This is a genomic window from Thermogemmatispora sp., assembly GCF_042408735.1.
Lineage (GTDB): Bacteria > Chloroflexota > Ktedonobacteria > Ktedonobacterales > Ktedonobacteraceae > Thermogemmatispora.
This window is the reverse complement of sequence record NZ_JBHOQV010000118.1, coordinates 1-19114: the sequence shown is the minus strand read 5'-3', so window position 1 is coordinate 19114 and position 19114 is coordinate 1. Positions and strand designations below refer to the sequence as shown.

The 19114-nt window shown below is 62.6% G+C and carries 12 protein-coding genes; 8 read left to right on the top strand and 4 right to left on the bottom strand.

Annotated features, from left to right (window positions below):
- Positions 1–448: 448 nt before the first annotated feature.
- The gene (locus ACFMO7_RS10255) at positions 449–3643 is read left to right on the top strand and encodes a HEAT repeat domain-containing protein (protein WP_376795393.1); all 3195 of its coding nucleotides are present in this window, start codon (positions 449–451) and stop codon (positions 3641–3643) included.
- A gap of 27 nt (positions 3644–3670) precedes the next feature.
- Here ACFMO7_RS10255 and priA read toward each other — a convergent pair whose 3' ends face one another.
- Together priA and mutL are read right to left on the bottom strand one after the other, a co-directional pair.
- Positions 3671–6280: a primosomal protein N' gene (gene priA / locus ACFMO7_RS10250; RefSeq protein ID WP_376795392.1), complete on the bottom strand. Its 2610-nt coding sequence runs from the start codon at positions 6278–6280 to the stop codon at positions 3671–3673.
- Positions 6280–8403 carry a DNA mismatch repair endonuclease MutL gene (mutL, locus tag ACFMO7_RS10245; RefSeq protein WP_376795391.1) on the bottom strand — a complete coding sequence of 708 codons (2124 nt, stop codon included), beginning with the start codon at positions 8401–8403 and terminating at the stop codon, positions 6280–6282. The genes priA and mutL overlap by 1 nt, the downstream gene beginning before the upstream one ends.
- Positions 8404–8867: 464 nt before the next feature.
- On the opposite strand from mutL, the gene ACFMO7_RS10240 reads away from it, so the two are divergent.
- From ACFMO7_RS10240 to ACFMO7_RS10230, 3 genes are all read left to right on the top strand, one after another.
- The gene (locus tag ACFMO7_RS10240; RefSeq protein WP_376795390.1) at positions 8868–9893 is read left to right on the top strand and encodes a hypothetical protein; all 1026 of its coding nucleotides are present in this window, start codon (positions 8868–8870) and stop codon (positions 9891–9893) included.
- Positions 9894–10643: 750 nt separating this feature from the next.
- Entirely contained in the window at positions 10644–12455 is a 1812-nt protein-coding gene (locus ACFMO7_RS10235; RefSeq protein WP_376795389.1) for a choice-of-anchor D domain-containing protein, read from the top strand.
- A 451-nt stretch (positions 12456–12906) separates the two neighbouring features.
- The gene (locus tag ACFMO7_RS10230; RefSeq protein ID WP_376795388.1) at positions 12907–13230 is read left to right on the top strand and encodes an iron ABC transporter substrate-binding protein; all 324 of its coding nucleotides are present in this window, start codon (positions 12907–12909) and stop codon (positions 13228–13230) included.
- 175 nt (positions 13231–13405) lie between these two features.
- Here the strand turns inward: ACFMO7_RS10230 and ACFMO7_RS10225 are convergent, their stop codons facing one another.
- Positions 13406–14737, bottom strand: coding sequence for a hypothetical protein (locus ACFMO7_RS10225; RefSeq protein ID WP_376795387.1), 1332 nt, complete (start codon positions 14735–14737; stop codon positions 13406–13408).
- Positions 14738–15124: 387 nt separating this feature from the next.
- On the opposite strand from ACFMO7_RS10225, the gene ACFMO7_RS10220 reads away from it, so the two are divergent.
- From ACFMO7_RS10220 to ACFMO7_RS10205, 4 genes are all read left to right on the top strand, one after another.
- The gene (locus ACFMO7_RS10220) at positions 15125–15382 is read left to right on the top strand and encodes a hypothetical protein (RefSeq protein ID WP_376795386.1); all 258 of its coding nucleotides are present in this window, start codon (positions 15125–15127) and stop codon (positions 15380–15382) included.
- Between the two features lie 43 nt (positions 15383–15425).
- A complete protein-coding gene (locus ACFMO7_RS10215; RefSeq protein WP_376795385.1) occupies positions 15426–16298 on the top strand; it encodes an SDR family NAD(P)-dependent oxidoreductase in 873 nt (290 codons plus the stop codon).
- Between the two features lie 285 nt (positions 16299–16583).
- Positions 16584–17492, top strand: coding sequence for a proline dehydrogenase family protein (locus tag ACFMO7_RS10210; RefSeq protein ID WP_376795384.1), 909 nt, complete (start codon positions 16584–16586; stop codon positions 17490–17492).
- 45 nt (positions 17493–17537) lie between these two features.
- Positions 17538–18413 carry an NlpC/P60 family protein gene (locus ACFMO7_RS10205; RefSeq protein ID WP_376795383.1) on the top strand — a complete coding sequence of 292 codons (876 nt, stop codon included), beginning with the start codon at positions 17538–17540 and terminating at the stop codon, positions 18411–18413.
- Positions 18414–18417: 4 nt separating this feature from the next.
- On the opposite strand, the gene ACFMO7_RS10200 is transcribed toward ACFMO7_RS10205, so the two are convergent.
- Positions 18418–18720, bottom strand: a complete 303-nt coding sequence (locus ACFMO7_RS10200; protein ID WP_376795382.1) for a hypothetical protein — start codon at positions 18718–18720, stop codon at positions 18418–18420.
- Positions 18721–19114 lie beyond the last annotated feature (394 nt).

The following is a 19114-nucleotide window of genomic DNA, read 5'->3' as shown; positions in this document are numbered from 1 at the left end:
AGGATGCAAAGAGACCATGGGATGGCGAGGCGTGGCCAGCCAGGGTCAGCCTTTCGTCCGGAAAAATAGACTTCTCGCGGCCCGCCATCTAAGCCTCCAGGCCGGCCCGACCCTATCCCCACCCGGCCGCTGAGGACCAGACGAGCGATGGCAAGAGCGGATGCATGGAAAGGCCCTGGCTCCCCTGGCCGACCAGGGAGAGACTGTACTGCGTTTTTGTGATCCTTTGCTCCTCCTACTACTTTCCGCCCATAGTCGAGCGGAAGAGGTGCCAGGTTGCACTGAACTGCCGTCTTGTTCTCTGTGCCCGCTACAGCGGACAGGAAACGAGGTGGTGATCTGTCCGATGTGTCTGATGTTGAACAAGGCTTACTCCAGATTCACAGCTCTCCGCTGGCAGCCGCCTGCGTTGAGACGCAGTGCGTGGAAGCCAAGAAAAGAGGACAGTATGTTCACCCGCTCTCCTTGCTTTCTGGCAACGATGGGCACGACGGTGCTGGCCCTGGCAACCTTCGGCTGGACTACCGTTGCCCCCGGTCTGCCTGCTCCCGCCTGGGGCGAGCAGCGGCTAGCCGCCTGGGCGGCCCCAAATCTGACCGTCATGGTCCTGCTTACAGGCTCCATCAACAGCGGAGCATGGTGGGAAAATACGCCGATCGTGGTGGCCTTTATCTCGCTGGCAGGAGCCGTGCTGGCTGCCGCGATCCCTGCCGCCGTCAACCTCTACCTGGGACGTCTGCGCGCCTCCCAGAGCGAAGATGAGGCTAATGCCTGGCGCCAGCGCCTCTCTACCCGCTGCCTGCGCCAGGCCCTGGAGCAGTATCGATCGGGGTTGCGCGTCGATCCCCGCCTGACCCACCTACAAATTCTCGATATGAATCTTCCTATCAATCTGCTTGATCTCTATATCCGCGTACGCCTGCACGAGGAGACTCGCCCGGGCTACCAGCTCGATGAGGAGCGCTACGGAAGGCAGCCCGGCGGCGACCTTGTCGATCTTGCTCACGGCAGCCACCGCTACTGCGATAGCCAGTCAACCGCTACGCTCGATCCAGACGAGGCTATTCGCCGCTACCGCCGGAGCGTGGTCCTGGGAGACCCCGGCGCCGGTAAGACTACCTTGCTGAAATATCTGGCCCTGCGCTCGCTCTCCGGCCAGCTAGAGGGCCTGCCCGACCTTCCCATCTTTGTTGAGCTGAATACTTTCGTCTCCGCCACCCCCAGCGCTGCCTCTCGCAACATTGACATCATTCAATTTTCCGCCCGAACGTGGGAGGAGCGCTATCGCATTCCTCGGGGAATGGCCCTGGCCCTGATGCACGCCCGCCTTCAGGAAGGGAAGGCCCTGCTCCTGCTCGACGCTCTCGATGAGACTCTGACCGGCACCAGCAAAGATGAGGCCGAGTCGACCTATCGTACGGTCGTCATGATGATCATGGAGCTGGCGACACGCTATCCCCAGGTGCCAATCGTAGTGACGGCCCGCAAGGCCGGTTACCACCAGCGCAGTCGCCTGACCGGTTTCCGCGAGTTGGAGGTTCTCGATTTCCGTCCCGAGGATATCCGTCAGTTCATTCAGCGCTGGCTGGCGCTGACCGGCTCTCGGCTGCCGCCCGAGGCGGCGAACGATTTGATCTATCGTCTCGAACGCAGTCCCCGGGTGCAGGCTCTGGCGGGCAATCCCTTGCTGCTCTCGCTGATCGTCCTCCTCTACGAAGAGCAGTTAGATTTGCCCGACCGGCGCGTCGAGCTATATCGGCGTTGCGTGGAGACGCTGCTGACGCGCTGGGATAGCAGTCGCGATATTCGCCGTCACAGTCAATTTCTGCCTCAGCACAAGCTTCAGTTGCTGGAGGCTATTGCCTGGCACTTCCACCTGCGTGGCCAGCGCTATTTTCCCGAAGATGAGCTGCTGGAGGAAATCGCTCGCTTCCTGCCGACCATCGGTCTCGACTCCGAGCAGAGCCAGGAGATCTTCAAGGAAATCATAGGGCAACACACGCTCCTGAAGGAGCAGGCCCGTGGGTGGTATGGCTTTCTGCATTTGACCTTGCAGGAGTATCTGACCGCTCTCTACGCCGTCGAGCATGGGAAGCTCTCAGAGCTGATCAAGCGTCGCGGCAATCCCTGGTGGGAAGAGGTGATCTTGCTCTACGCCGGGCGCGTGAGCGATCTCAGTCCCCTGCTTCAGCACCTGCTTGGCAACGGTGGACGGAGGCGCTCCAGCGACGACCTTTTCCATACGAATCTGCTCCTGGCGGGACGCTGTCTGGCGATGCGACCAGCCATGCGCGAGAGCGGCCTGCGCCAGGAGGTCATCAGCCGCCTCTTTGCTCTGCTGACGGCGACTCCCTATCCCCTGGACCGGCGCAATAGCGCGGAAGTGCTGGCAGAGATTGGGGGTGAGTGGGTGAACATGGGCCTCTTGCATCTGTTGGCCGATGAGGGGGTCGATGTGCTGGTGCGCGACGCTATCGCCGATGCCCTGGGGCGACTCGGCGAGCGCTCGCTGGCCTTGCCTCTGGTACACCTGCTGGTCGACGAGCAGCTTGATGCCTCGGTGCGCTACGCCATCGCTAACGCCCTGGGCCACATAGGAGAGCGCGCCATCGTGCCCCATCTTTTGCGCCTGCTCTCGGATGAGGAGATCGATCCTTCGGTGCGCTACGCCATCGCCCACGCCCTGGGCCATCTGGGCGAGCGCTCGATTGTGCCTCAGCTGCTCAACTTGCTGACAGATGACGGCCTGGATCCCTCGGTGCGCGATGCTATCGCGGCCACCCTCGGCCAGCTTGGCGAACGCTCCATCGCCCCTCAGTTGCTTGTCCTTCTCGTCGAGGAGCATCTTCCGCTGCCGCTACGTCATACGCTGGCGGCGGCCTTGGGTCAGCTTGGCGAGCGCTCCATCGCCCCTCAACTGCTGCGCCTGCTCGCCGATGAGCGCTTGCCGCTGCCGCTGCGCCACGCGATCGCAGCAGCCCTGGCCCGCCTGGGTGAGCGGAGCCTGATTCCGCAGCTCCTGAGCCTCCTTGACAATGAGTATATCGATCGCTCAGTGCGCCATGCCATTGCTGTGGCCCTGGGCTACCTGGGCGAGCGCTCGGTCATCCCCTTGCTGCTGAACCTGTTGGCCGATGAGGAGGTCGAGTTACCGGTACGCGAGGCCATTGCTGGGGCCTTAGGCCACCTGGGCGAACGATGGGTCGTGCCACAGCTCCTGACGCTGCTGGCCGATCGGCGACGCGGTTCCTGGGTGCGTGAGGCCATTGCGCGGGCGCTGGGCAACCTGGGGGAGCGCAGCGTCGGGCCATACTTGCTGGCCCTGCTGAGCGACGAGGAGGTCGAGTTGCCGGTGCGCTGTACCATCGCCCATACCCTCGGCCAGCTTGGCGAACGTTCGCTTGTTCCCCAACTGCTGCGCCTGCTTTGCCGCGAGGAGGAAGATAAGTATCTACGCCGCACCCTGGCGGAGGCTGTCGGACAACTCGCCCAGGATCAAGAGACCCTGCAGACGCTCACGCTCCTGCTCCAGGATGGGGATATCGCCGACGCTGTCTATGAGGCCCTCTGGAGGATCAGCCGGCGCCTGGGCCTGCGCCTGGTGCCAGGCCAGGGGTGCGTGCGCATCGAGGCTATCCCCTAGCGAGCGCTCAGGCATACAGGCAGGCTCTCACATGGTGCTGACTGGATCGATGTCGACGTGCCAGCCCGGAGGAATAGCGAGTGCGCGCAGCAGGGGGCGCAGATCTGGACCGCGCGCGATCATCTGCCAGCGAAATTCGTCACGGATGCGCTCCATCACTGCCGGGGCCGGACCCACGATGTCGGTCTCCTCAAGTCCCAGCTCGGCGATGACGCGATCGAGTTGCTCGCGCAGCAGGAGAGCCTCGTTCTGGGCCTGGCGCCGGTTTACATGGCTATAGGTGAACTTGACGAACTGGCGGAAGGGAGGATAGCCGTAGCGCTGACGCAGAGCGATTTCAGCGGCATAGAATTCATGGTAGGCGTGGCGTGAGGCCGTCTCGATGGCAAAGTGCTCGGGATTGAAGGTCTGAATGATGACCAGCCCGGACTCGCTGCCGCGCCCGGCGCGGCCCGCAACCTGGGTCAGAAGGGTGAAAGCCCGCTCGGAGGCCGCAAAGTCCGGTAGCAGGAGAGCGATGTCGGCGGCAACCACACCTACCAGGGTGACCCCAGGTAGATCGAGGCCCTTGGCAATCATCTGGGTGCCGATCAGGATGTCGGCTTCGTGATTGGCAAAGCGGTCTAGCAGCTGTTCATGGGCGCGGCGCGTGCGCGCCGTATCGCGGTCCCAGCGCAGCAGACGGGCGCCAGGAAAGGTCTGTTGCAGCGCCTGCTCAACCTTCTCGGTGCCAATCCCAAAGTAGCGCAGGCCGTGGCTGTCGCAGTGTGGACAGCGGGTCAGGACGGGACGTCGGAGATTGCAGTAGTGGCAGAGGAGAATGCGCTCGGTGGCGTGATAGGTTAGCGGGACGTCGCAGTGTTCACACATGGCTACGTAGCCACATTCGCGACAGAGGACACAACTGGCAGCTCCGCGGCGGTTGAGATAGAGAATGGCCTGCTGGCGCCGGGCAAGGACACGCTCCAGCTCGCTGCGCAGGCGCCGACTGAGAATGCTGGTGTTGCCGGCATGAAGCTCACTGCGCAGGTCAACGATCTCTACCGGCGGCAGCGGGGCCCCTATGCGCTCGGGCAGTTCCACCAGTTGATAGGTCCCCTGCCGGGCACGGTAGAAGCTCGACACGGAAGGGGTGGCGCTGCCGAGAACGATGGGAATCCCAAGGAGCCGCCCCAGGGCACAGGCTACCTCACGCGCATGATAGGTGGGTCGACGCTCCTCCTGCTTGTAGGCCGTTTCGTGCTCCTCGTCAAGGATGACAATCCCCAGGTCGGGTAATGGGACGAACAGGGCCGAGCGCGAGCCAAGGACCACGTCCACTTGACCGGCCCGGATACGCCGCCATTCGTCGTAGCGCTCGCCGGGGCTAAGGGCGCTGTGGATGATGGCTACCCGCCCCGGGAAGCGCCCGGCGATACGCTGGACGGCCTGGGCCGTGATGGCAATCTCCGGGACCAGGACCAGCCCTTTCTTGCCGCGAGCAATGAGCGCCGACAGGGCTTGCAGGTAGACCTCGGTTTTGCCGCTGCCGGTGACCCCGTGGAGGAGCAGGGGACGCTGAGCAGCTTCGGGGGCCAGGATGGCACCCAGGGCAGCTTCCTGGGCCGGCGTCAGAGGCAACGGCTCGCTGGGCACAATGGGCCGGTCGCGCAGCGGGTCACGCCGGACCTCCACATCCTCTTCGATGGCCAGAACACCCTCAGCTACGAGCTGTTGGAGCTGGGCCTGGGTAAGGCCACTGGCACGCGCCAGACGGCTTGGCGTCCAGAGTATCTCGGGCGGGCTGTGCTCGAGCAGGTCAACGGCAGCCAGCGCGCGCAGGGCACGCCACTGCTCCTGGCTCCGGCCGATCTGAAGCGGCGCCAGGGAGGCTCTGGTCTGCCCTTTGGAGGCCGTTGGGAAGGTCGGGGACCTCAGCGAGCGCAGTCCCCGGCCTGGGGCAGAGGAGAAAGGCAGCAGCTCCAGGGGCTCGCCGGGGGAAGCAGCGGACACAGCGTTCGGCGGCAGACTTTCCTCCAGATGCCGTTTCCAGGCGGCTAGCTCCTCGCCATACAGCCGCAGCCGAACGGCCCGCTGACGCCGTGGACGCAGGCGCGGCTCTTTCAGGCGCGGCTCGCGCTCGATGAGGCCGCTGGCCACGGCTTCCTTGAGGAGGGCGCGGGCCCGCGTGGGACCCAGCATACTCCGCAGGCGCGCGACATCTATCTCGCCCTCGTCCAATAGCAGGCCAATTAAAGCCTGCAGCGGCAGAGAGATAGCCCCACGCGGCTCTTGCTTCACCAGCGTCAGAACAGCTCGCGACCCCTGCAGCAGGCCCGGAGGGAGCATCAGCTGAACCACCAGCGCCAGCGAGGTGACATAGTAATCGGCCATCCACTCAGCCAGGGCCTGCTGATAGGGCAAGAGCACCGGCTGAGGATCGAGCAGGGCCTGCAGCGGGCGCAGCCCTTCCAGCTCGCCATAGCGACAGGTCTCCGCCAGTTGCCAGATAACGCCCTCGACCAACCGTTCTCCATAGGGCACAGCCACCAACTGGCCGGGCCGGAGCTGCCCGCTCAGCTCCTCAGGCACCTCATATGTCAGGAGAGGTCGCTCTCCCTGCCAACTGGCGGCCACAGTCAGCACGTCAGCAAACACTAGCGCCTCCCAAACTCGCGTTCCAGTGCGGCAGCACTAAAACGGATAGTTGTCGGGCGACCATGGCAGCAGCTAAAGGGTGCGCGCGTTCGCGCAAGCTGATCGATCAGTTCACGCATTTCGCTGCTGGTCAGAAAATAGTTAGCTTTAATGGCGGCCTTACAGGCGATGTTAGCGAGTGCATGCTCCTCCCAGGTCTGGCTATACCCATCGTGCTCTGGGGCAGTCAGCTCCCTGAGCAGCTCCTGCAGCGAGCGTGCGCTGAGCTGCCTGGCAAGCACGGAAGGAACCGCGCGCGCCAGGAGCTGGCCGTGATCGAGCATCTCCAACTCAAAGCCCAGAGCGCGCAGCTCGTCAAGGCGCCCCTCGATGGCCTCCAACTCAGCAGGCGCAAGCTCAAGGCGCAGGGGTGTCAGGAGCATCTGGGCCAGCGATGTCTGTTCCTGACGCGCGGTCAGCATGCGCTCCAGAATAATGCGCTCGTGAGCGGCGTGCTGATCGATCAGATAGAGGCCATCACGCCCCTCAGCCACAATATAGCTCTGGAGCAACTGCCCGATGACGCGCAGCTCAGGAAAGCGTGCCTGCTCCTGGCGCGACCCAAACGGCGTGGGAGCCATTATCTCGGACGCGGGCAGAGGCCCGGCGGCCTGCTCGGCCTCCTCCTGGAGAGGAGGAGTAGCCTGCTCGTGCTCCCTCTCCAGCTCCTTCTCGGCAGGCCCCGAGGACCTGCTAAAAGCGGCTGCCTGGGAACGGGAGGAACGTCCCGCTTCGCCCTGCCTCGGATGTAAATGACCCTGCCACAGACGCGACTGCAGAGCGGCTCGTGCTCCGCGCTCCTCCTCGCTGACCGTCAGCCAGGGATTATCAAGAGGAAAAGCATGTCTCAGGCTGACCCTGTCGACCCTCTGAGGGCCGTGCGCGGGATCGGAGGTCGGCCCGACGGCCTGCCCCTTCCGCGGCTGCTCTTGAGAGGCCAGCTCCGCCGAGGAGGCGGGAGCTTGCTCCTGGGCAATCGTCTCTTCCTCTTCCCCCACCTTCTCGTCAGGCTGAGGCGCTGGCTCCGCAGACGGAGCAGCCGCCGCCGAAGAGGATCGCTGGGCTGGCTGCCAGCTTGGAGCCTCCGCCCCGTCCAGAACGGCGCGGCGCACCGCCCGCATCAGTTCGGCGTAGATACGACGCTCGCGCAGAAAGCGAATCTCCGTCTTGGCCGGGTGGACGTTGACATCGATTTGCGAGGGGTCAACCTGGATGTTGATCACCGCCAGCGGATGGCGCCCACTGAGCAAGAGGGTGCGGTAGGCTTCTTCAACAGCGGCGATGAGCAGGCGGCTGTGAACCCAGCGACGATTGACAAAGAACGAGAGGTACTGGCGCGTGCTCTTATAACAGGTGGGCCGGCTGACGTAGCCGCTAATCAGCGGGCGCTCAGGGTCCTCAGCCGGGGCGCTGCTGAGGGGCACCATCTGCCTGGCCACAGTCGGACCATACATCTGCACCAGCACGGTGGCCAGTTGGCCATCGCCGGGAGTGGTAAAGACCTCGCGCCCCTCGCTCGTGACCGTAAAGCGGATCTCTGGGTAGGCCAGGGCATACTGCTGAAGCAGATGCAAACAATGACTGACCTCTGTCTGGCGGCTCTTGAGAAACTTCAAGCGCGCCGGTACGGCACTGAAGAGGTTGCGCACCGTGACGATGGTTCCCTCGGGGGAGGCCGCCGGGCTAACTGAGGAAATCTGGCCATTGCAGGCGCTGACCTGAGCGCTGTCCGCCGCCCCACGGGGCCGGCTGATCAGCACCACTTCAGCCACGGCAGCAATGCTTGCCAGCGCCTCCCCACGGAAACCCAGCGAGCGAATGCGCTCCAGATCCTCCACAGTACTGACCTTGCTGGTGGCATGGCGCGCCAGCGCTAAGGGTAGCTCCTCCGGAGGAATGCCGCAGCCATTGTCGCTGACCCGTATCAGCTGCAGACCTCCTTGAATAAGATCAACCCGAATCTGCGAGGCTCCGGCATCGATGCTGTTCTCAATTAATTCTTTAACGACCGAGGCGGGGCGCTCCACCACCTCGCCAGCGGCGATTTTGGCTGCGACCTCTGGGGCCAGTTGGCGAATCGGCATAGGGCAGACTCTTCTTTCGCTGCTGAAGCGAGCAGGGAGAAACAGACAGCTCCCGCCCTCGCTCCACTCCTCAACAGTAGTCGCTCAGCCCGCTTTCGATCTTCCTCCCCTCGGCGGGAAGCGGGCAGGCAAGAACGATTGTTCGTACGAGCTGATTATACCATAGAGTCAGGCAGCACGCGGCCTCTGATTCGGGCTCCGCTCCCCAGTCAGCAGCAGAGTCGCTTGCCTTCACCCCCAGCAAGAGCCACAAGACCCTCTAGCCTTTTTGGGTTCTCCCAGCGGCTCGCTTCCTACTAGATGTCTCCTTCTAGTAGATATATAACTATTTATATACGTTTGCCATAGACAAAAAATGCATGGCCCGTAATTTTAACGGAATTTTAATGGCCGAGGTCGGAGGGGCGTGCTATAGTTAGGTGAGGAGCGGTGTGTAGCTATTGAGAGGGTCCAAGGAAGGAAGAATGTACGAGCCTCAAAGATGGTATGAATTCCTGAGCAGCATTGAAGACGATCCTCAAGAACAAATGCGCTTGATAGAAGCAGCAGGTGTTTCCCCCATTACCCTGTCACGCTGGGCCACCGGCGACGAGTCGCCCTGTCCATATGCTCTTTACCGCCTCTTCTGTGCATTACCAGAGCACCATCAAGGGCTGCTGGAGCTGGTGGCGCGCGAATTTGCTCTTCTGAGCCGCAGGGATCAGGGTGCCACCCTTTGCAGCGAGGCTCAGGAGATCGCTCCTGTCTTTTATGACCGCGTCTTGAATGCTGCGCTCAGGGTGCCGATGCCGCTGCGCACCTGGGTAGTCAGCAACCTTGTGCTGCAGCAGGCCAGCATTCATCTTGACCCACGGCGACAGGGCCTGAGCCTGCTCATCTTGCGCTGCATGCCGCCCTCGCGTGGCGGGCGTGTACGCACCCTGCGCACGTCTCTGGCCAATGACAGCCGGCGCTGGCAGCTCAGCTCCCAGAACGAGGCTTGCTTTTATGGCAGCGAGTCCCTGGCCGGTCATGCGGTCTCTATCGCCCGCACGGTCATCTTCCAGGTTCCAGCCCAGGCCCCGCTCACGCTTCTTCCGACTCCCGGATGGGAGCCACTGGCGCAAGACGAGGCTCTCACCGCTATCGCCTGCCCGATCGTCCGGGTCCGCCGCGTCGCCGGCTGCCTGCTGGCCGTGAGCAGCCAACTGCCGTTGCTGGCACAGGAACAACTTTCTCTGCTACATAAATACGCCAATCTACTTTTACTAGCCTTTGATCCTGACGAATTCTACTCTATCGAATCGATCGATCTCTATAGCCTACCACCGCTAGAGAGGCAAAAGCCCCTACTCGCCAGCCTGCGCCGTCGCGTCGCTCGGATGATGAGCGAGGCGACGCGCCAGCACCAGCCGCTCGATGTCAGCCAGGCCGAAGCGCTTGCCTGGCGCCAGCTTGAAGAGGAGCTACTCACGCTGGTCGCTCCTTCTGACGAGAACCAGGAGCCGTAAGACGCTTTCGGGGATCTGCGAGGGCCATTGTACCTGTTGTGGTGCCCGTGGTACATCCCTCGCATCTCCCGTTTCTCCCCTCGCGCGGCGGCCGGCCCGTTGGTTTCCCTCTCCCTGTCCTCTTTCACTGCCCCTCTCCGCTCTTCCGCCTGCTCTCCCTCTGCTCTCCCTCGCCCTCCGCTCCGGTCCCGCTATTCGCTACTCTCAGTTATCGTTGTGCCCAAGCTGGCAAATTATGATACACTATGAGCGGTCCTGCTTCTCCCCTGGACGTCAGGCAAGGTTTGACGTCTATCTCAGTAGAGAGCATGCGAACATCTCCCTCCACAACAGCCCGCTTCTCAGCCTGGCCAGGGAGCGGTCGAGCAAGCAGCTCCGAGGCGGGCTGGCCTGCCAGGCCCGTGTTGAGCTGTGCCGGCGGGCAGTAAGGTCAGAGAGTGGGACACAGCGATGCAGACCAGGCGTTGTCGTTTCTGTCATAAACTGGTGCCTGCCGATGCCCAGGTGTGCCGTCACTGTGGGCATGTCCTTGGGCCTTCTGCTCTTGCGGGCAGAAGGGGCCGGCGCCTGCGGCGCTCCGTTCCTCCGGCTTCGCCGCAACCGATCGGCTACCATGCCGGGCTCCACCCCGAGGATCTCCCCTATCTCTCCAGTCCTTTCTCGGTGCCGCCCTCCGCTATCTGGGAGGGGCCTGCCTCCCAAAGGTCGCCTGCCCCTGCCTCGAGGGCGGAGAGCGCTGAGCCACAGCCAATGCTTTTGCAGGCCCAGGAGGCTCTGCCTTCCTTTGCAGGATTCCAGCCCGGGGAGAGCGCTCCGGTCGGCAAGCCTGCGCAGCCGGCCTCCTCTTCGCGCCGGCGTCCTTTCCTGTCTCGCCTGCTGCTAGCGCTATTTTTGATCGCGCTGGCGCTGAGCACAGCTCTCACCTATCTGTTCTTCACGCGCCGTCTGTCGGGTGCGACCCTCTCTCCCTCGCTGACCGTCCTTCCACGCCAGCTCCACGTCTATGAGAGCCTGACGCTGGTCGGCAAGGGGTTCGGCGCGGGCGATACGCTTGTTCTGCAACGCGACAGTGCGATTCCCTTGCTCGATGCCCATGGACAGCCACTGCATGTGCGGGCCAACGAGATCGGCGCCTTTGTTCTTCAGTTAACGGTTGCGTCAGATTGGCAACCTGGAGAGCACCAGCTTCTAGTGGTTGATGAAACGCAGTTGCTGAGCATTTCGACAACGATTACAGTGCTGCCTCCGGTGTCAGCTCCGGCCCAACTGAAGCTTTCCGACTATAGCGTTGACCTGGGGGCCGATCTGCCGGGGACAGCGACGCGGCTGGCTATTACTTTACTCAATAGCGGCAACGGCCAGTTGAGCTGGCGAGCCAGCAGCGATCAGCCCTGGCTAACGGTGGATCCCTCTGCGGGCAGCTTTGTCGGTAGTGAGGTGGTCACGCTGATTGCTCAGCGTGGAGATCTGCCCGCCGGCAGCTATACGGCCCACGTGATCTTTGCTCAGCAGCCAGATGATCAGGGGAAGGGCAGCCCCGCCCAGGTCTTGACGGTCAACATGACGGTTCTCGGTCCCTCAGACACGCTCAGTATTGCCCCCGCCAGCTTGAGCTACACGGCGAGTAGCGGCACCCAGACCCTGCCAGCGCAGACTGTGACGCTGCAGAATCATGGCCCGCGGGCGCTCGATTGGAAGAGCAATGTGAGCACAAGCGCCGGCGGTAGCTGGCTACAGATCACCCCAAGCAGTGGCCATCTGGCCGCCGGTGCCAGCGTCACCCTGAGTGTGACGATCTCGCCCGTCTCGCTCGCTGTGGGAAACTATCAAGGAACGGTTCTTTTTGAGGGCGTCGGCTACTCAGGCGGAGGTCCACAGTTGCGGGTGAGTCTGCATCTGGTGGCACCGGGCCAGCTCACGCTGACCCCCGCAACGCTTAGCTTCACGGCGCCGGAGGGGCACAATCCTCCTCCTCAAGCGCTGACGCTGCACAACAACGGCGGCCTGGAGGTGAGCTGGTCGCTGACGAGCAGCACAAGCGACAACGGCCAGTGGCTGGGGGCCACGCCGACCTCGGGAACCCTGGCCGCCGGTGGGCAGGCCACAGTGACCGTGCAGATTAACACGGCCGGTCTGGCTCCTGGAAGCTATCGGGGGCGCCTGCTTTTCAGCGCTGGTTCGACCGAGCAGGAAATTGCTGTTACTTTGACGGTGGCAGCGCCCGCCTCGCCAACTATTACGGTTGAGCCGACGATTCTCATCTTCGACGTGCCGCACGGCAGCAGGCCCAGGGCGCAAACGGTGACCGTCAGCAACACAGGTACGGCACCGCTCAACTGGGTCATTACCGCTGACCAGGACGATCCGCCCCTGGAGATCACGCCGAACAGTGGTGGTCCCCTGGCGCCAGGCCAGGACACAAGCGTCAGTATTCTTCCCGCGCTCTCTCAGGTGCCAGCCAACACCTCGCTGAGCCTGACGCTGACGGTGGCGGAGCGCGATCCCGTTCTTGCCCCTTTGGTGACTCCACAGCAGGTGCTTGTGCTCATGGCTGTGATTTGATCGGGAGCAGAGCAGACCAGGCCAGGACGCCCGACCCCAGCCAGGTCCGGCAAGATTCTGGCTCGCTTCTGCCCTTGCTAGCCCTGGTGCTCTATGCTACACTCTGACCAGGCACAGCAGCAACAGCGAGCGGCTCGCCTGACCGATATGAGGGAGGGAGGTCCAGCAGGTGAGTTACCAGGCCGGCGCGCTGGCGCTGGCGCAAAAGAAAGTAGGAACCAGGCAGAGGTCGGTTAAGTAAGTAAGAAAGAGTGCGCTGCTGCGGCTCGATCCCATCGCAGTCATCGCTTCCTTGCGAGCACAGCCCTGATCTGTACCATCGCTCTGGGCGTGTTCTGGCAGGTCCGACCTGCCTGGCTTGCCTGGTTTGTCTGGTTTGCTGACTGGCCAGCTGGTCCCTCCAAAGAAGCATCCAAAGAGAACCAGCACCATTCCTGTGGAGGAAGTCACCGTGCCAACGATTACGTTTGTACGTGAGAAGGTTAAGGTCGAGGTTCCTGAAGGTGACAATGTGCGCTATCCGGCGCTTGAGCATGACGTACCCGTTTACTGCGGCCTGTGGAAGTTCGCCAATTGCCACGGCAATGGTCTCTGTGGGACGGACCGCGTGGCGGTCTACCCTGCCAGCAACACGAACGAACTGACTTTCATGGAGAAGTTCTGGCTGCGCAACGATCTCAAGAAGAACCCTAACCTGCGTCTGGCCTGCCAGGTGCGGGTCTATGGCGATGTCAGCGTTGAGACGCTGTGCAAGAGGCGCGGGGAGGAAGCCTAGCGCAGGCGAAAGGCGGAGCAGAGAAGGAGCGGGGCAGCTCAGATTTTGCCAGCCGCCCTTGTCTCCTTCCTCCTTGCTGTTTGCTGGGCGGACAGCCTTTTGCTTAGAAAAGTCTCTCATCGGTGACTCCGCCCGCGGCCCAACCCTGTCTCAGGCCCCGATCTCCTTAGCCAGGCTAGGGACGGACAACGAAGTAGAGGCGAATGGCCAGTTGGGGTTGTTTTCCAGTATCGTTCCAGTAGAGTTCGACCATGCCTTCGAGAGGCTGAGTAAAGCGCATCATAGAGACGCCCGTCCAGGAACCGCCTTTCGGGTCCGGGGTCGCTTTTGAAAGCACCTGGTAGAGCAGGCCATTGGTATACCACTTCACAGTGACCGTTCCAGCCTTTTTGGCGTGGACGCTATAGGTCAGGTAAATGGTCTGACCCGGCTTAAAAACCTGACCGGGCTGGAGGGCGATGCCGGTCTTGGGGTCAACACTGGGCGCAGTCGTAGCTGAGCTGATGATTCCGTAGGCCGGACCATTCTCGCTGGGCTTGGGATCGGGCAGGTTCGGCACCGGCGTCGCTGCGACGTTGGGAGGAGTGACTCCTACGAGCTGCCCCAGGAAGGCCAGCTTGCCAGTGACTTTGGCATAATAGGCCGCTCCGCTGCAGAGCAGCAGCACAACAATGAGGAAGCTGACAAAGCCGCTGATCGCGCGATAGCGCGGGATGATCGGCCTCGGCTTCGTGTACATGGGAGGAATATAGAGGGCCTCCTCCTCGGTGGGAATGCCGGCAATGGGAGGCCCGGGCATCTGCTGGCCGAGCGGCAGCAAGGCGCCGGTATTGATGGCCTGACCCTGGGCCTGGGGAATGAGGATCAGGGATTGCGTGGAAGGATTGGCCGGGTCCTGATAAAGGACGGGCAGCATGGCCATTGTCTGCTGACCCTGCGCCTGGGCCTGCAGGGGGTTCTGGGGACCAGTCTGCTGCTGTCCCGCAGCCCCATCTCCGCCCGGGTAGGCTCCGGGAAACTGCTGCTGACCTGGCGGGAAAGGCTCCTGAGGCACAGACTCGCTCGTCCCCGCCTGCAGCTGCTGACTCTGGCTCCAGAAGGGACCAGAGAAGCTGGCGGCCCCATTCATTCCCGCAGAGCTAAGGCCGGGAGCACTCAGGGCCGGATAGCTGATGTCTGAGCCAGCCGCGCCCGGACCGATGGGCGCATAGTTGACCCCCGAACCTCCACTCCCCATGCGCCCTACGCTTTGCTGCTCGGGCGAATAGCTCGACAGTGATTGTGCCTGCCACTCTGTCCCCGTTCCAGTCCCAGAGGCGGAGGGCATTCCAAATGAGGAAGCCAGCGGCGGCATGGCAACTGTCGTCTGGCCGCCACCAGCGGAGAAGAAGCCGCTACCATTGGCAGTGGCAGGGCTGGCCGGACTGGTCGGCGCCGGCCCGCCGCAATAGGGACAGGGACCCTCACCCTCCGGTCGATACGTATTACAGTGGACACAGAGCATCATCACAATCACCTTCGCTATTTACCGGAAGTTATCTATCGAGCCTCGATCTCCTTTCTGACAGTAGCATTGTTGCCTGATGCGGTCAAGAGTGAGCGGGCGCTTTAGGGCAAAATGGCTATCTCCAACGTATACAAATCTGTTTCAGGGTGTATCTCTTCATGAGCCTGGACAGCGGGGGGACGCTCTTGCGCCTCCTGGAGTGGCCATGATAGCATTACGTTGATGAAAGGGAGCAAGGCCGATAGAGGCACAGCCAGCCACACTCAGTCAGGGCCGGGGAAGAAGCGAGGGCTACTGTGGCCGGTGATGCCCCCGGCGATTGCTCGCCGTATGCGTATGCAGCTTGTTGGTCTTGATCTGACTGCCTCTTGAGCGGGTGGGGGGCCTATGGCAGAGACACAGGAGCAATGGTATCAGCGCCAGGCGGTAGAGCATCTGGCACAGCATATTCCTTTCGAACAAGACGTTGCCACCAAGGCGGAGCAGATCGAGATGCTGCGCAGCCTGGTCCTCCGCCATGGCCGTGAGATGGATCCCGAGCAATTTGGCTTCGAGGCCCGCTGTGAGCTGATCCGCCTGGGCCTCTGGGATCGTATCGGGCCTGGCCCAGGCCCTGAAGACCAGGGGGGCGAAGAGCCTTTCTGATCTCCTGGGCGCGACAGAGAGGGAGAGAGGAGCCGAAAATAAGATGAGTACGACGGCAGGGAAGGCGACCATTGTGATTACTGGTTGTTCCAGCGGCTTCGGGCGCGTTACGGCCCTGCACCTGGCGCAACGCGGCTGGCAAGTCTTTGCGACGGTGCGGCGGGCGGAGGATGCCGAGCGGCTGCTGGCCGAGGCCAAGACCTCCGAAATCGCTGGGAACCTGACGCCGCTCTTGTGCGATATTACGGACGCTGCCCAGGTGAGGGCGCTGGGCGAGCAGGTGGCGGCTGCAACGCCAACCTTGACGGCCCTTCTCAACAACGCCGGCACGGCCTTCGCCGGCCCGCTGGAACTGATCGATCTCGACGATCTGCGCGCGCAGTTCGAGGTCAATACGATCGCCCATATCGGGGTGACGCAGACCTTGCTGCCTCTACTGAAGACGGCGCGCGGGACGATTATCAATGTGAGCAGCGTTAATGGCCGCATTCCGCTGCCAGCTCTTGGTCCTTATGGGGCAAGCAAGTTTGCTCTGGAGGCGCTCAGCGATAGCCTGCGGGTCGAGCTGGCGCCCTTCGGAGTGCGGGTGGTAGTGATCGAGCCGACCTCTAGCCCGACAGGGATCTGGCGCACGAGCATGGAGCGCGCCCGTAGCAAGTTGGAGCAGTATCGCGGTCAGGGAAGCCCATATGAGCGCCTGCTGACGGTGATGGAGAAGAGCGCACTGCGCCTGGCCGCCGGGCGCGGAGGCTTTCCTCCCGAGCAGTTCGCTCAGACGGTTGAGAAGATTCTGCGCAGTCCCCGCCCACGTACGCGCTACGCTGTTCCTCCCAACATGGCCTGGGCCATGCGCCTGCGCTATTGGCTCCCCGACCGCTTTTGGGACTGGCAGATTCGTCGCACCCTGCGCTGGTAGCCAGCAAAACAGGGCGCAGTGCAGTCGATGCGCAACTGGCTCGCCAGCCAGCTCATCGGTCCGTCAGGAAGAAGCAGCAGGAGCTATCGCTCAGGCGGCTCCAGCGATCCTGCTTGCTGGTTTGCTTGAGTCAGGTTGAGAGGCATAGGACTGCTCTGGCCTCCGTCGGCAGCGGACCAGAGCAGCCCTTTTTGTGCTATCATAAGGGCAGGAAAGCTTCACAGGGCAACCTATGCTGAGGCTTCACTATTACCTGGATTCTATCATTGGCCATAGGGGGCGCTGATGCTCAGAGATACACTGCTGTATCTGTCGCAGCACGATGGGCTGCGCAACTTTGCGCTGTCGAACCGGGCGGCGCGCAATTTCTCTCACCGCTTTGTGGCCGGGGAGCGGTTGAGCGAGTGTGTCGAGGTCACTCGGGCCCTCAATCAGAGGGGCCTGAGTGTGGCGCTGGATCATCTCGGCGAGAATGTGACCGACGAGCACGAGGCCCGAGAGGCAACGGAGGATTATATCCGCGCGCTGAGCTGCATCAAGGAGAGCGGCCTCGATGCCAATCTTTCGATCAAGCTGACGGCCCTGGGCCTGGACATTTCGCCGATCTTGTGCGAGGAGAATCTGCGTCATCTCCTGTCGGAGGCCGGTCGCCTGGGAATCTTTGTCTGCATCGATATGGAAAGCTCGGCCTATACCGAGCGAACGATCGAGATGACGCTGCGCCTGCATCGCGAGTTTGAGCAGGTCGGAACCGTCATCCAGGCGTATCTGTACCGCAGCAAGGATGATCTGGAGCGTCTGCTGCAAGCCGGGGTACGGGTGCGCCTGGTTAAGGGGGCCTATAAGGAGCCTCCTAACCTGGCTTTCCCGCAGAAGGCCGAGGTGGATGCCAATTATGTGCGCTTGATGGGCATGCTGCTGGCGCGCGGGAATTTTCCTGCGATCGCGACGCACGATGAGGCGATGATTACGGCGGCCTGCCGCTTCGCGCGCGATCACGGGATCAGCCGCGAGGCTTTTGAGTTCCAGATGCTCTATGGCATCCGGCGCGATCTTCAGGAGCGGCTGGCACGTCAGGGCTACCGTGTGCGGGTCTATGTCCCCTACGGTTCGCAGTGGTATCCCTATCTGATGCGCCGCCTGGCTGAGCGTCCGGCCAACTTGATGTTCGTGCTGAGCAATCTGTGGCGCTGAGCGCCGCTCGTTCTTTCTTTGGACCCGATTGAGGAGGGAGGACCGATGACGACGAAGCTGGTGGTGGCAGTGCCGGTGGCAGATGTGCGACGGGAACCGGATGCGGCGGCGGAGCTGGTGACGCAGGCCCTGCTGAACCGCGAGGTGCTGGTCGATGGGGAGCAGGGCGAGTGGCTACATGGACAGCTCTCGGACTACAGCGGCTGGCTGCGCGGGGTCGAGCTGGAGGAGCCGATCAAGTCGGGCTTCTGCCGCGTTGGGGAGGGCTGCGGGACAGCACTGCCACTGGTGGCGGTGGTTCAGAGGCCACGCGCCCGCCTCCTGGCTGCGGCGGAGGGCGATGAGACCCTGGGGCCAGCCTATCTGTCGACAGTGCTCCCGCTGACGGATCTTCGCCTGGCGGAGCGCGTGGAGGTGGCTCTGCCGGGCGAGCGCCGTGCCTGGCTGGAGCGCGAGACGGTAGCCGTGGAGCTGGCCCACGAGGCTTTCCCGCGCCGTCCGCTGAGGGTGGTGCTGGAGTATGCGCGCGATTTGCTGGGAACGCCCTATCTGTGGGGCGGAACGACCTGCGAGGGGATCGATTGCAGCGGACTGGTCCAGCTCTGCTATCGAATGGCTGGCTATGCGCTGCCGCGCGATGCCGATCAGCAGTACGCTTTTCTAAGCCACTCGGTGCCGCTGGCGGAGCTGCGGGCTGGGGATCTGCTCTTTTTCGGACGGGAGCGGATCACTCACGTGGCGCTGGCCCTGGATGAGCGGCGTTTCATACATGCGGAGGGAGTAGAGTATAACCGCGTGGTGATCAATAGCCTGCAGCCGGGCGACGAGGACTACAATGAGCGCCTGGCGGGCTGCATTTGGGGGGTGAAGCGCGTGGTGGCAACGGAGGATGAGGGGGCAGGGGCTGCCAGCCAGACTTGAGCCTTCATTCAGAGGTTTCGCCACGCGCTCTGCCTGTCTGCCCGCTTCCCCGGGATAGAGGCGATACCGTGGGGGCAGTCGATCCGCGGCGCGGGCGCAGGACGTAGCGGCGGCTGCCGCGCGGCTGCTCGACAACAAGCAGGCCAGTCCGCCGCGTGACGTGCCAGAGAGCCTCGAAAAGGGCATCACTGAGCCGGGGCAATTCTGCGCCGGCTGGGCTAGCAGTTACTCCTATGCGCTGGAAGAGCGCGAGCAGGCGCTCGGCAACATCGGGCGTCTCACCCAGCTCGCTGAGAGTTATGGCCATCCGCCTTAGCTTCCTCTGCTCCGCATCTTTGAGCTGACTCAGCCCGGCTTCCGTCACCTTTTGCTCCATTATCTTGAGCAGGACAGGCAGTACATCGCGACGTTCGGCATCCTCTATAAACCTCATCAACGCCAAAACCGAACTCTCATGACTAAATAGACCCCTCTTCAGCAAGTGCTCCAAAGTCTCGGCTCTGCTATGCTTTACCAAATATTTTGCCAAATACACTTCTACGAGATGCAGTCTGCTCTGCTGGCTGAAAAGGACAAGAACCGGATGGGGCCGCAAAGCCAGCCGCTCTGCCTGCTCCAGGAGATCCGGCTCATCAAGACATATCAGGGCCATCAGAAGTGCAGCTCTGAGTTGCTCATTCTGCTCCTGCTGCCAGAGAGCA